This is a genomic window from Paenibacillus cookii (genome assembly GCF_018333375.1).
Taxonomy (GTDB): Bacteria; Bacillota; Bacilli; order Paenibacillales; family Paenibacillaceae; genus Paenibacillus_AQ; species Paenibacillus_AQ cookii.
Genome location: NZ_BORW01000025.1, coordinates 38,815 through 51,432, shown reverse-complemented (window position 1 = coordinate 51,432; position 12,618 = coordinate 38,815). Strand labels below are relative to the sequence as shown.

Annotated in this window: 12 protein-coding genes and 1 tRNA gene; 6 read left to right on the top strand and 7 right to left on the bottom strand. The window is 57.9% G+C overall.

Features of this window, described 5'->3' with window-relative positions; genetic code table 11:
* Positions 1 to 62 precede the first annotated feature (62 nt).
* Genes KI367_RS19270 through KI367_RS19255 form a run of 4 tightly spaced genes read left to right on the top strand, consistent with a single transcriptional unit; the run spans position 63 to position 3,913 of the window.
* Complete coding sequence (locus KI367_RS19270; protein WP_036706751.1) at positions 63 to 1,001, top strand: ABC transporter permease; 939 nt, start codon at positions 63 to 65, stop codon at positions 999 to 1,001.
* Entirely contained in the window at positions 998 to 1,945 is a 948-nt protein-coding gene (locus KI367_RS19265) for an ABC transporter permease (RefSeq protein WP_246537112.1), read from the top strand. The genes KI367_RS19270 and KI367_RS19265 overlap by 4 nt, the downstream gene beginning before the upstream one ends.
* 19 nt (positions 1,946 to 1,964) lie before the next feature.
* Positions 1,965 to 2,957: an ABC transporter ATP-binding protein gene (locus KI367_RS19260; RefSeq protein WP_212951711.1), complete on the top strand. Its 993-nt coding sequence runs from the start codon at positions 1,965 to 1,967 to the stop codon at positions 2,955 to 2,957.
* Positions 2,954 to 3,913 (top strand): ABC transporter ATP-binding protein, encoded by a 960-nt coding sequence (locus tag KI367_RS19255; RefSeq protein WP_212951710.1) that lies wholly within the window; start codon positions 2,954 to 2,956, stop codon positions 3,911 to 3,913. The genes KI367_RS19260 and KI367_RS19255 overlap by 4 nt, the downstream gene beginning before the upstream one ends.
* Positions 3,914 to 4,003: 90 nt before the next feature.
* On the opposite strand, the gene KI367_RS19250 is transcribed toward KI367_RS19255, so the two are convergent.
* Positions 4,004 to 4,088, bottom strand: a tRNA-Leu gene (locus KI367_RS19250).
* A gap of 228 nt (positions 4,089 to 4,316) precedes the next feature.
* Between KI367_RS19250 and KI367_RS19245 the strand changes: the two genes are divergently transcribed.
* On the top strand, positions 4,317 to 4,739 hold the full coding sequence (locus KI367_RS19245; RefSeq protein WP_212951708.1) for a YhjD family protein: 423 nt from the start codon (positions 4,317 to 4,319) through the stop codon (positions 4,737 to 4,739).
* Between the two features lie 200 nt (positions 4,740 to 4,939).
* Here KI367_RS19245 and KI367_RS19240 read toward each other — a convergent pair whose 3' ends face one another.
* The 4 genes from KI367_RS19240 to KI367_RS19225 form a co-directional block, all read right to left on the bottom strand.
* Complete coding sequence (locus KI367_RS19240; protein WP_036706742.1) at positions 4,940 to 5,155, bottom strand: hypothetical protein; 216 nt, start codon at positions 5,153 to 5,155, stop codon at positions 4,940 to 4,942.
* 112 nt (positions 5,156 to 5,267) lie between these two features.
* Positions 5,268 to 5,597: a hypothetical protein gene (locus KI367_RS19235; RefSeq protein WP_036706737.1), complete on the bottom strand. Its 330-nt coding sequence runs from the start codon at positions 5,595 to 5,597 to the stop codon at positions 5,268 to 5,270.
* Between the two features lie 83 nt (positions 5,598 to 5,680).
* Positions 5,681 to 6,253, bottom strand: coding sequence for a xanthine phosphoribosyltransferase (locus KI367_RS19230; protein ID WP_036706864.1), 573 nt, complete (start codon positions 6,251 to 6,253; stop codon positions 5,681 to 5,683).
* 91 nt (positions 6,254 to 6,344) lie between these two features.
* Positions 6,345 to 6,941 carry a DedA family protein gene (locus KI367_RS19225; protein ID WP_036706734.1) on the bottom strand — a complete coding sequence of 199 codons (597 nt, stop codon included), beginning with the start codon at positions 6,939 to 6,941 and terminating at the stop codon, positions 6,345 to 6,347.
* A 158-nt stretch (positions 6,942 to 7,099) separates the two neighbouring features.
* Here KI367_RS19225 and KI367_RS19220 point away from each other — a divergent pair, with 158 nt between their 5' ends.
* Positions 7,100 to 8,128 (top strand): YkvI family membrane protein, encoded by a 1,029-nt coding sequence (locus KI367_RS19220; protein ID WP_212951706.1) that lies wholly within the window; start codon positions 7,100 to 7,102, stop codon positions 8,126 to 8,128.
* Here the strand turns inward: KI367_RS19220 and KI367_RS19215 are convergent.
* Together KI367_RS19215 and KI367_RS19210 are read right to left on the bottom strand one after the other, a co-directional pair.
* Positions 8,115 to 11,303: an AAA family ATPase gene (locus KI367_RS19215; RefSeq protein ID WP_212951704.1), complete on the bottom strand. Its 3,189-nt coding sequence runs from the start codon at positions 11,301 to 11,303 to the stop codon at positions 8,115 to 8,117. The two genes, KI367_RS19220 and KI367_RS19215, sit on opposite strands and share 14 nt — an antisense overlap.
* Positions 11,293 to 12,615, bottom strand: coding sequence for a metallophosphoesterase family protein (locus KI367_RS19210; protein WP_212951702.1), 1,323 nt, complete (start codon positions 12,613 to 12,615; stop codon positions 11,293 to 11,295). Before KI367_RS19210 ends, KI367_RS19215 begins: the two co-directional genes overlap by 11 nt.
* Positions 12,616 to 12,618 lie beyond the last annotated feature (3 nt).

Sequence of the window (12,618 nt, the reverse complement as noted above, 5' to 3'; positions counted from 1 at the left end):
TGCGTCCCTCTTCTTCATACCCATGGGGAAGCAATGAACTGACTGGAAAGGAGGATGCAGCGATGTTTCGGTACTCCTTAACGAAACTGTTCTATCTCGTTCTGTCGCTGTGGGTATTGGCTTCGGTCACGTTTTTGCTCATGAAGTCCATCCCCGGCGATCCGTTCATGTCGGAAAAAGCGGTTCCCCCGGAAATTCGCGCCCGGCTCATGGCCCATTACGGACTCGACAAACCGCTTTACGAGCAATATTTCGTATACTTGTCCAACCTGGCGAAAGGCGATTTGGGGATTTCGATGAAAATGCAGGACCGGGAAGTCGGCCAGACGATACGCGATGCTTTTCCCTACTCCCTGAAGCTTGGCATCGTCTCCATCATCGTCTCGGTGATCGTCGGCATCGGCCTTGGCATGGTGGCGGCGCTGCGGCACCGCAAGCTGCTTGATTCCGCCTCGATGGTCATCGCAGTCTTGGGCGTATCGGTTCCCAGCTTCGTGCTGGCTTCGTTTTTTCAATATATTTTCGGCGTACAGCTGAAATGGCTGCATGTCGTCGGCCTGAACGGGCCGCTCGATTACATTATGCCTACCCTGGCGCTCTCCGCCTTGCCGATCGCCTTTATCGCGCGCCTGACCCGTTCGAGCATGCTTGAAGTGTTGACGGCCGATTACATTAAAACCGCCAAGGCCAAAGGCTTGTCCAGCAGCGCCATCATCCGGAGGCATGTGCTGCGCAACGGCATTCTGCCCGTTGTCACCTACCTTGGGCCGCTCACGGCCAACGTCGTGACAGGATCCTTCATCATCGAGCAAATTTTCGGGATCGGAGGGCTCGGCAAAATATTCGTCACGAGCATCAGCAACCGCGATTACTCGCTTATTATGGGCATTACCCTATTCTATGGACTCATTCTCATGTGCGCCCGTTTCATCACCGACATCGCGTACGGACTCATCGATCCCCGCATCACGCTCGTATCGGGAAAGGAGAAAGCGGTATGACCATGCCCCATTCCTCGACTGCCGAAGAACGCGCCTTGACTTTGGAAGATTTCCGGAAGGCCGACGTCGGCGAACATGCGGCGGAAGCGATCGGACAACCAAGCCTGTCCGCATGGCGCGAAGCCTGGCTGCGCCTGCTCGGCAACCGGGTTGCCATGGCGGCCCTTGCCTTCCTGCTGCTGATCATCTTGATGGCGATCATCGGCCCGGTGCTGACGCCCTACGATTATTACTCCAACAACTTGGAGCAGACGAATCTGCCCCCTTCCGCCGAACATTGGTTCGGAACCGACGATCTCGGCCGCGACATGTTCGCCCGAACGTGGATGGGCGCCCGCATTTCGCTCACCGTCGGCTTCTCCGCGGCGGCCATCAATCTCGTGATCGGCGTGGTCTACGGCGGCATCATGGGTTACGTCGGCGGACGCCTCGACGACGCGATGAACAAAATCTCCGAAATCATCTACTCCGTTCCCGATTTGCTGGTGGCGATCCTGCTCGTGGTGGTCTTCGAGCCGAGTCTGGGCACGATTATTTTGGCGCTGTGCGTGACCGGCTGGATCAATATGTCCTGGATCGTGCGCGGGCAGATGATGCAGCTCAAAAACCAGGAGTATGCCCTCGCCTCCCGTTCCCTGGGTTCGCCTCACATGCGCATTCTGTTCCGTCACCTCCTGCCGAATGCGATGGGCCCGATTATCGTCACCTTGACCTTGGCCGTGCCGACGGCCATCTTCAGCGAAGCGGTGCTGAGTTTCCTTGGGCTTGGCGTGCAATCCCCGGCCGCGTCCTGGGGGACGATGATCAATGACGCGCTGAAGACCATGATCATTTATCCTTGGCGCCTTGCTTTCCCTGCGCTGTTCATCAGCTTGATGATGTTGTGCTTCAATCTGTTCGGAGACGGGCTTCGCGACGCGCTCGATCCGAAAATGAAAAAATAAGGACAAGGAGGGTTCTCCCATGCAACCGTTGCTCGAAGTCCAAGATCTCCGCGTCTCCTTTCCCGTCCGCGGCGGCGAAGTGCAGGCCGTGCGCGGCATCGGATTCCATATCCAACCCGGCGAAGCGGTCGCCATCGTCGGCGAATCCGGCTGTGGCAAAAGCGTGACCGCCCAAGCGATCATGCGGCTTTTGCCGCAGCATCCCGCCCGAATCCGCGAAGGAACGATCCGGTTCCAGGGAAAAGATCTGCTGCGTTTGAAAGAGCGGGAGATGCAATCCATTCGGGGCAAGGATATCGGGATGATCTTCCAGGATCCGATGACATCGCTGAATCCGACGATGACGATCGGCCGCCAGATTACCGAAGTGCTGCACAAACATCAACGTTTGACGGCTAGCGAAGCCAAGCGGCGGGCGATCGATATGTTGGAGATGGTCGGGATTCCCCATCCCGCCTCGCGCTTCTCGCAATATCCGCACGAATTCTCCGGCGGGATGAGGCAGCGGGCGATGATTGCCATGGCACTGGCCTGCCGCCCGGCGCTGCTCATCGCGGACGAGCCGACTACGGCCCTGGACGTGACGATCCAGGCGCAGATTCTGCGAGTGCTAAAATCTCTGCAGCGCGAATTCGGGACATCGATCATCCTGATTACGCATGATTTGGGCATCGTGGCGGATCTGTGCGACCGCGTGATCGTCATGTATGCGGGCCAAATCGTCGAGACCGGCACCAAGCGGGAAATATTCAAGCAGCCGCAGCACCCGTATACCCGGGGATTATTGCGGTCCCTGCCGCGCATCGACCGGAGCAAGGATGAGCCCCTCGTGCCGATCTACGGCACGCCGCCCGATCTTTCCAATCCGCCGTCCGGCTGTCCGTTCTGGGCCCGCTGCGGGGATGCGATGCGCATCTGCCGGGAGCGGCTGCCGGAAAAGACCGCCATCGGGGAAACGCACAGCGCAAGCTGCTGGCTGCTGCATCCGCTGGCACGGGAGGTGGCCAGATGAACACAGAGCCATTGCTCCGGGTCCACCGGCTGAGCAAGCATTTTCACTTGGGACGGGGCCAGACCCTGAAGGCCGTCGATGACGTGAGCTTCAGCGTCCGCCAAGGAGAGACGCTTGGAATGGTAGGCGAATCGGGATGCGGAAAGTCGACGGCGGGACGGACGATCCTCCGCTTGTACGAGCCGACGGAAGGGGAAACCTGGTACGGAGGAACGAACATTTATCGGCTCAAGCCGCGCCAGCTGAAGGCGCTCCGCCGGGAGATGCAGATGATCTTCCAGGATCCCTACGCATCGTTGAATCCGCGCATGACGATCATGGACATTATCGGGGAGGCGCTGGACATTCACCGTCTCGCCGACAGCCGTTCGGCGCGCAGGCATCGGGTCGAGGAACTGCTCCACATGGTTGGCTTAAACCCCGATCATGCCACCCGCTACCCTCACGAGTTCTCGGGCGGACAGCGCCAACGTATCGGGATCGCCCGCGCGCTCGCGGTCGATCCGAAGTTCATCATTTGCGACGAGCCAATCTCGGCGCTGGACGTATCGATCCAGGCCCAGGTCGTCAACCTGCTGAGAGATTTGCAGAAACGGCTTGGACTGACGTACCTGTTCATCGCGCATGATCTGTCCATGGTCAAACATATCAGCGATCGCGTTGCCGTCATGTATTTGGGGCAAATCATGGAGCTGGCCGACAGCGAAACGCTGTATGCGGAACCGCTGCACCCGTACACGCGCGCGCTCATGTCCGCCATCCCCGTCCCGGATCCCGACGTGGAGGCGGGCAAGGAGCGGATCGTGCTCAGCGGCGAGCTTCCCAGTCCGCTCAAACCGCCAAGCGGCTGCCCCTTCCGGACGCGATGCCCTTACGCGGCGGCGGTCTGTACGGAAAGCAAACCCGAGCTCCGGGAAGCGAAACCGGGGCGCATCGTCGCCTGCCACCTCGTTTAAGAAACCGCGACTCGCCAATTTCTTTGCGGATTGCATAAAAAAACAGACCCGTAAATTATGAACATAATTTACGGGTCTGTTTATAAGCGATGCGGTCGAGAGGACTCGAACCTCCACGGGGGGTTAGCCCACACGGACCTGAACCGTGCGCGTCTGCCAATTCCGCCACGACCGCATATGTATTCATCGCTTAGCGCTTTCGTTGTTTTATAACTCTTTGGCGGCGACAAGATAGATCATACCATGATTTTAAAATATAGTCAACGCTTTTTCGATATTTTTTAGGGATCCATTTTATGTTTATGAAAATCGGAAGCAACTGCCAGCGAAAAAGCATTGATTAAAATGCGGCAGGCGGGATAAAATAAGAACATGAGTTCCCATGAAAGGCGGTGATCCTTACATGACTGCACCAGGCATAACCCGCGACGAACTGGCGCTGATCAAAAGTTATCTTCTGCTGCAATACATTCACAAAGTGTTTGAGCGGGACCTTCGCATCATGGAAGAAAGCGGCGTGTTCAAAACGCCCGAGCTGTACATGGAGGTGGTGGCCGGAGGCGACCGCCAAGCCTTAACGCTGCTGTCCGGCGTCAAACGCGAATTCAAAAGCCGCCGAATCCGCGTATACCGCATCCTTCAAGACGAACGCGGCATCGGCGCGGAATATGTATGCAGGGGTTACACGGGCGAAATGAACATTTTATGGCCGGCTTTCCGCAGCGAAATGATGGCCCGCATGAAGGCTTATCTGGGACTCGTTCCGAATGTCGGCACCGGCTTTTCTCCGGGCAACCCTCTTTCCCCTCCTGTTTCGACGACGTAAGGAATCCCTTGTTCTTCCCGGATCGGCGGCACAGAAGTTCGGGCTGAAGCCGGAACCTTTTTTGGCGCGCAGCGCCGGAATATGCATTCCCCAGCTGCAAAAAAGCCGCTTTAACACCGGAGAAGCCCTGCTCTGCCATGTAGGCAGGAGGATTCCTTAGGTTAAAACGGCTTTGCTTACAGCTATATCATCCCGAAAGCTCAAGCTTCGGGGTTTTTGCGGGGCTCGTCCGCCGGCTGGAACAAATAATTCCGGTCAAGCTTGACGACCTTCCGGTTGCGGCGCCGGATCAGCACATGATTGTCGTCCCACGCCACCACGATGCCTTTTACGTCGTTTTCTTCAAGACTGTCGCGAACCACCCTGACCATTTCTCCGGAAAGGCGGTAGTTGTTGAGCTGTTCGTCGGTAATCATCGCAAGCGGCCTCCTTTCCTTTGTTCGTATCACAAAAAAAGACCTAAATGGATTCATTTAGGTCATATCTTTTGCAGCGGCTTGCCGGCTGAATTCCACGTTCGTGCAAGAATTAGCGTTGCGCATGCTCTTTGCTGTCATTTTTCTCAAACCAAAAATCAAGCACTGTAGAAGACATCACCCGTTTTTCGACATACTCCACTTGATGAGGGGCGAACAAATCCTTCCAGGAAAAGTCAAGCTCATCACACATACGCACGATGGTCAGAAGTTCCGACCAGGCGACGTAACGTTTGTACCAGAAAAATTGAGGATGCTCCATCATGTAGGGATACAGATCATCAAACTCCGTATGTTTGCAATCCAATGCGCGTTCGAAATGATCTTTGGCTGCAGCCAGTTTATCGACGAAAAACTGTTCGGTTACCGGTTCTTTCCCCATTTCGCTGCCTCCCCTCTCGAGTTCTTAAGTATATTATAAGCGAAAAGGACGCCACTTGAAAGAAATTGTTTATATTTGGACGATCAGTCGGCAAAGGTGATGGTTCCGTGATCGAGCGACTCGATCCTTACAAGCGACTCCAAACGGATTCCCTGCTCGCGGATCGTGCGCGCGCCGGCCTGGAAGCATTTTTCGACGACGACGCCGAGGCCGGCCAGCTCCGCGCCCGAACGTTCGATAATTTTGACGAGCCCTCTGGCCGCATCGCCGTTGGCGATAATGTCGTCGATAAACAGCACCTTATCCTCTGGCCGGATGTACTTGCGCGACAGCATGATATCGGTGACGATCCCTTTCGTAAAGGACGGGACACGCTCGCATAACGCGTCGGGGTCGGCCAAAAGCGTTTTTTTGCGGCGCGCGAACACGAGCGGCACCCCAAGCTCCAGCGCCGTCGCAAACGCGACGGAAATGCCCGAGGATTCCACCGTGATGACGCGCGTGACGCCTGCATCCGCAAACCGCGCGGCAAATTCCCGGCCCATCTCCATCGTCAGTTCGGGATCCACCTGATGATTCAAAATGCCGTCCAAATTCAGCACCTGCTCCGACATGACCGTGCTTTCTTCAATAATCCTTTGCTTTAATTTTTCCATTTCATAACCCCCAAAACGATTAAGAAAAACGTCGATCGACGTCCTTTCAAAAAAATTCATACCCTGTAACGGAAACGGCGAACCACCGCGTTTAACGTCTCCGCCGCCAAACGAACCCCGCGACCGCAAGCATTGCAACGAGCAGCACGGTCACCAGCACCCCGACCTTGAGCGACGACCGCTGCATCATGATCGCGATTTCGTTCCAATGATACCCGACCGCATGCCCGATCAGCAGAAACGTCGAACAAAACAGCAGCGCGCCCAATGCCGCATAAGCGGCGTAACGTCCCACGGGCAGTTTGGATATCCCGGCCATATAGGAAGACAAGTGGCGCAATCCGGGAATGAAATACCCGATCACGATGCTGAAGGCGCCGTACCGCTTAAACCAGGCTTCGGCGGACTTCAGGCGCCCCGGCGTGAGCCGGACCCATTTGCCGTACCGTTCCAATAGCGGCTTCCCTACTTTTCTTCCCAGCGCATAGCTGATCATCATCCCCGTCATGCTTCCCGTAAACGTGACGGCAAGCGCGACGGCAAAATGAAAATGCCCCTGCGCGATCATGCCGCCGAAGGCCGCGATCAGCGTTTCGTCCGGAACCGGCACGCCCACGATTCCTAATGCCAGCAAAACAAATAATGCGATATAACCGTATTGTGTCAGGTAAACCATAATTTCCGTCAAACGTTATGCCTCTCTTTTCTCATGCTGTGGCAGCAGTTGGATATTTTTTCGAGGTCTAACCGATGGGGACACGCCTGAGTCATGTCCTACACAATCCCATCATAACCTGTACTAAGCGAAGTACACAATAGCGCCGCTTTAAAGCAGGGAGGAACCTAATGAAAACCGGGATACGCATCATCCAAATCGCATTTACATACATCGGAACGGTCGTCGGGGCCGGATTTGCCACCGGACAGGAAATCATTCAGTTTTTTACCCGATTCGGCAAATGGGGCGCCCTGACCATCTTGCTTGCGACGATTCTGTTCATATGGCTCGGCACCAAAATGATGCTGTTGTCGCGCCGGATTTCCGCCCGCTCTTACGAGGATCTGAACAAACATCTTTTCGGCCCGAAGGCGGGGTCCGTCATCAGCATCATCATGCTGTTGATTTTGATCGGGGTCAACAGCGTCATGCTCGCGGGGGCGGGCTCCGTATTCATGGAGCATCTCGGCATGCATTATCAAACCGGACTGCTCATCACGATCGTAGGGACGTTTTTTTTGCTGAAGCACGGCATGAATGCCATTATGCAGCTCAACAGCATCGTCGTTCCGCTAATGCTCTCCTTGTCGGTCGTCCTGATTCTCAATACGGCCAAGCTCCCCACCGCCGACCGTTTTCTCAGCCTGCCCGCCGATTCGCATTGGTCCGTGGTTTGGCTATCGCCGATCATTTATACCGCTTTTAACCTCGTTTTGGCCCAAGCCGTCCTCGTTCCGCTCGGAAGCAAAACCGAAAGCGCGGCCGCCGTCAAATGGGGAGGCATAGCGGGCGGAATCGGCGTCGGGCTGATGCTGCTCTCGGCCCATATCGCCATCTCGGCGCATATGCCCGGCATCCGGCAATACGAAATCCCTATGGGCAGCATCGCCTCCCATCTGGGAACGGCCGTCCATTTGATCTACGTCATCCTGATCTTCCTGGAAATCTTCAGTACGTTCGTGGCGGATTTGTACGGGGTGACGCTTCAGCTGCAGCAGCATATTTCCATTTCCCCGAGGCTCATTACGGCATCCGTTTTGTTCATCTGTTTCCTGCTCAGCCAAATCGGGTTTAGTTCGCTTTTATCCGTGCTGTACCCGCTGTTCGGCTGCCTGGCGATCGTCTGGGTGGTCAAGCTGATGCTCAAATCCGGATGATTTCGGCCTGAGGCAGCCTTTGCCTTACATGATCCAGAATATAACGGTGGCAGGTCAGCATGATGATTTGCCGCTCCGCCGCCAGCTTGCCCGCCAGATCGAGGGCGGAGCACATCCGCTCCTCGTCGAAGTTGACGAACAGATCGTCGAGCAGCAAAGGCACGGCCGTTGTGCCGTTCATGCTCCCGGCAAGGGCGAAGCGCATCGCCAGGTACAGCTGTTCGGCCGTTCCCCGGCTTAGCAGCGTGCTGTCGATTAGTCCGGCGCTGCGATGTTCGGCCAGCAGCCTTTTGTCGCCCAACTTCATGACGACTCTGGCGTAGCTCCCCCGCGTCAGCTCGGCAAAATAAGACGAAGCGAGCTTCAGCAATTGCGGTTGCTTCTCCCGTTCGTAAATGCTGCGCGTGTTCGCGATCATTTCGGCGCACAAGGCACGAACCGCGTATTGCCCGGCGATGTCCTTAAGCGCCGCCTTCTGTTCCTCAAGCTGCTGCAGAGCCGTATCCTGGGCGCATAACCGCGCCAGATCGTCCCGTTCCTGCAGCAGCCTGCCCTGCAGCTGCCGCAGCTCGCTTAGCAGCAGCTCCGCCTGACCGAGCTCCCGTTCCGCTTCCTTCACCGCTTCGTCGAGGGAGGCGGCGTCATGCTCGTCCAGGACGCAGCGAAGCGCTTCTCCCCGTTCCCGGGGCCAGCCGCCGAACATGCCGACCGCAAGCTGGCGGATGTTGCGCTCCAGCTCTTTGCGCCGCTCCGATGCGGCCCCGAGCCGCAAAAACTGCTCTCCGTCCGCCGCTTTCGCTTCGGCAAGCAGGGATGCCATGGACCGCGTGACCGCTTCGATTTCCCCGTTCACCCGGATACGCTCCTCCTGTACAGGCTCCAATCTGGAGATCACGATTTCCCTTTGGCGCAGCAGCTTTTTCTCTTCATCCCACGCCCGCTCGGCCGCTTCAAGCCGGAAAAACGTAGAGGGTCCGCTTTCTTCCCGATCGGGCAGAACCAGCCGGCATTCCTCTTCATAAGCCCGTATTTCCTGCTCAAGCCCCCGCATTTTTCTATCAAGCCAATCGAGACGCCGCACAAGCTCCATTCCCTGCTCGGCAAATCCGAACAGGTCCATCACCGTCTCGGGCGAGGAGGATGCCTGGAGTTCCCGCTCCGCCAGCCAGTGCTGCCACTCCTTTTCAAGCTCGGCGAAGATCCCCTGCTCCTTGTCCATTTTACGGCGGAGCGACGCCAGCTCATGCCGCAAAGCCTCGGTCCGCTGGCGCGCCGACAACGCTTCGGCTTTGCTTCTTTCCAGTTCGTCCTGCCACAACAGCCAGGCGTCCACCAGTTTGCGCAGTTCGCGCAGGGCCGATTCCAGATCCTGTTCGGCAAAGAAGGCGTCCCGTCTTCCTTCCCCTTTGCCCTCCGCCCGGGCGGAAGCGGCCAGCGGGTCGGCAACTAGCGAGGAGATGAGCGAAGACAACCGGCTTTCCTCGTTTCCCGGATCATAACTTTTTGCATGCCTTCTGCTTGTCCTCTCCGCTTTCGCGGAGGACCGCCTGCTTCCCAGCCATAGCCCGGCATCGGCTGCAGCCAACAAAGCCAAGGCCGCACCGGCTCCCAGGGGGGACTGCAGCAGCCACAGCGCGCCAGGGAGAAGCAACGTCAAGAGGACGCTCCCCCATAACAGCTTCCGGTACAAAGCCCTTATGCGTTTATCGACGGCGGCCTCGCGTTCTTCCATTTCCTGAAGGGAAAACCGTTCAAGACGGGTTTCGCGCCAACGTTCCGCCGCCGATTGGATTTCGTTCCAAACGGGGAGCAATTCGGCTTTGGATTTCGGGATGAACATCGCGAAACGGGCGGTTCCGTCTTCTTTTTTCTCGCCATAAGCGGCTTCCGCCCGCCGAAGCTCATATTCGGCCGCTTCCAGCTGCCTGCCCTTTTGCTCCCGCTCCCATGCAAGCGACTCCATGCGGCGGTCATACCCGGCAAATCCGGCGGCATACCGCCGGACAGCCTCCCGCTCCGCGGCGCTGCCCGAAAAAGCCCGCAGTTCGGCCATGCCCCACCGCGGGTCCATCTGCCGGAGCAATCGTTGCAGCTGCTCCCTTAAGGCCGCCTCCTCGCCGGAAAATTCCTGGAGTTCCTTGATCCTCACTTGGATCGGCTCCCGCCTTGCCGCCAGCCTATCAATCAGCGGCCCCTTGGCCAGCAAGCTTTCGGCGGGCTGAAGACGGCCCAACTGTTCGTTCATGGCGGCTTCCGCATGCTCCAGTTCTTTCTGCCGGATCCTCAGCCGGTCCAGCTCCTCTTGAAGCCGATGCCACCTCAAGACGCCTTCCTCGGGGTAACTTGCAGCTTCGGGAAGCCCGGCCAGCTCGAGCGCAGCCTCCTTCCACTTCAGCCACTGCGGCCGGATGTCCTGCGCCTTTCGAAGCAATACCAGCCTGTCGGATATCCCGGCCCGTTTTTGTTCCGTTTCTCCGATGCTCTTTCCGGTTTCCAGCAGCTTCGAATCCGCCGCCATATATTTGGAGAGATAAGCGCGGCTTTCCGAGATCTCCCGCTCAAGCCGCTCGATGGATTGCAGCACCTTTGCGCTTTCTTGAACCCGTCCCCGCGGCTTGTACAGCCTTTCCATCTCCTGAAACAGCCTCCGCTCGGCCCGGACGATCCCGGCGCCGCCGCCGAAACCGGCATGGAACAAGTAGCTGCCCATTTCCTCGGACTGCAGGGTCCGGATTTCCTGCAGCTCCGTCAAGGTCACGGCAAACAGCTGCTTGAACATGTCCCTCGACAATCCGCCCAGGAGCCCCTTTTCCAAATCGTCTTGCGTCATATGTACAGCCGTTCCTTGGGCGGTCGTTTTGACGATCGACAGCCGTTCTCCCCGTCCGGAGGCCGATCCGCCTTCCCTGGACGCAAACCGGGAGACGGTCCATGCCGAGCCGTCTTCGGCCCTGGCGGTCAATACGCCGCCATGCGCTCCGCCTCCCGGCGGTTCGAAACGCTCCCCGGGGTAGGACCGGCTCGGTATGCCGTACAGCATGGCCCGCACAAAATGCAGGATCGTGCTTTTGCCGGCCTCGTTCGGGCCCGCCAATACCGTGATCGGGGCGTTTAGCCGGATGTCGCGGTCCCGGATCCGGCCAAAACCTTGAATTTGCAAACGCTCAATGTGCATCCGATTCCTTATCCCCTTCCGTTTCCGGGCCAAGGTCCGCCAGCAGCATGACCGCCATCTCTTCGGCCCGCCGCAGCCACCCCATCCGCTCCTCTTCGCCGGTTTCGGCCAGCAGCCTGCGCAGCTCGCCGTTCGCCGCCAGAGGCTGCAGCGCGCCGCGGAACAACTCGGAACGGATCCGCTCGTCCTGGCCGGCCCGCTTTCCGTATCGCAGCAATTCGCCGAGAAAGCTGTCCTCCTGAAGCAGCGCTTCCCGGTCGATCCATGGGCCGGAACGGATCTCGAAGCTTTCGATCCATACGAGCCCGCGGAATCCGCCGGGCCCTTCCGCCGCTTGAACCGCTTGTCGGCGGAACGCATGCAGAAGCTCTTCCGCCATCCCTTCTTCCAGCCGATCATGAAGACGGCCTCGGCCGATCACGGTCAACCGGACGATGCTCATTTCCCCGGGACGTTCGCGGCGAATAGCCTCCAATCGAGCCTCCACCATCTGATGGAACGACTCTTCGCTTTCCAGGCCGCCGATGGCGAGCTCCTCCCGGAACCAACGCACCGTATCCAGCTCATGAAACCGCAGGCCGACGTTCCCTTCTTCATCCACCTGAACGGCATAACAGCCCTTCGCCCCGGTTTCCCGAATGCTGCGGCCCTGGATATTGCCCGGATAAACGATATGGGGGTTTTCCTGCAAGATTTGCCTTTTATGGATGTGTCCCAGCGCCCAATAATGGTAGCCTGCCGCATTCAGGTCGCTCCGGGTGCAGGGCGAATACGTTTCATGCGCGGGATCGCCGTCCACGTTGGCGTGGAGAAGCGCAATATGGAACAAGGATGAATCCTTGCTCCTTTCAAAATACCGGGACGTATTTTCGGTAACTTTGGCCGTCGGATAAGAAATGCCGCCGATGACCGCTGCCGGCCGGCGATCCTGCCTGCGGTATGCGACGACCCGTTCGAATTCGGGGCCAAACACGTGCACATGCTCTTTCGGGGAAGTGCCCATGCGCGGGCCATCAAGCGGATCGTGATTGCCGTGGATGACGTACACGCCGATACCGTGCTCGCCGAGCCGGTCCAGCGCCTCCCGGAAACGGAGCTGGGCCTGAAGCGACGCGTCCTTGGCATCGTATACGTCGCCGCTAATGACCATAAAATCGGCCCGCTCCCGGACGGCCAGCTCCGTCAGCCGCTCCAGGGAAGCAAAGGTGGATTCGCGCAAATATGCGCGGATGTTGTCCGAAAGCCCGCTGATGCCTTTAAACTGGCTGTCGAGATGAAGGTCCGCGGCATGGATGAATTTAAAAGAAACCATTCC

Excerpts from the sequence above, each read along its gene's own strand:
- KI367_RS19270 (WP_036706751.1), top strand. The coding sequence starts at position 63 with ATGTTTCGGTACTCCTTAACGAAACTGTTCTATCTCGTTCTGTCGCTG.
- KI367_RS19265 (WP_246537112.1), top strand. The coding sequence starts at position 998 with ATGACCATGCCCCATTCCTCGACTGCCGAAGAACGCGCCTTGACTTTG.
- KI367_RS19260 (WP_212951711.1), top strand. The coding sequence starts at position 1,965 with ATGCAACCGTTGCTCGAAGTCCAAGATCTCCGCGTCTCCTTTCCCGTC.
- KI367_RS19255 (WP_212951710.1), top strand. The coding sequence starts at position 2,954 with ATGAACACAGAGCCATTGCTCCGGGTCCACCGGCTGAGCAAGCATTTT.
- KI367_RS19245 (WP_212951708.1), top strand. The coding sequence starts at position 4,317 with ATGACTGCACCAGGCATAACCCGCGACGAACTGGCGCTGATCAAAAGT.
- KI367_RS19240 (WP_036706742.1), bottom strand. The coding sequence starts at position 5,155 with ATGATTACCGACGAACAGCTCAACAACTACCGCCTTTCCGGAGAAATG.
- KI367_RS19235 (WP_036706737.1), bottom strand. The coding sequence starts at position 5,597 with ATGGGGAAAGAACCGGTAACCGAACAGTTTTTCGTCGATAAACTGGCT.
- KI367_RS19230 (WP_036706864.1), bottom strand. The coding sequence starts at position 6,253 with ATGGAAAAATTAAAGCAAAGGATTATTGAAGAAAGCACGGTCATGTCG.
- KI367_RS19220 (WP_212951706.1), top strand. The coding sequence starts at position 7,100 with ATGAAAACCGGGATACGCATCATCCAAATCGCATTTACATACATCGGA.
- KI367_RS19215 (WP_212951704.1), bottom strand. The coding sequence starts at position 11,303 with ATGCACATTGAGCGTTTGCAAATTCAAGGTTTTGGCCGGATCCGGGAC.
- KI367_RS19210 (WP_212951702.1), bottom strand. The coding sequence starts at position 12,615 with ATGGTTTCTTTTAAATTCATCCATGCCGCGGACCTTCATCTCGACAGC.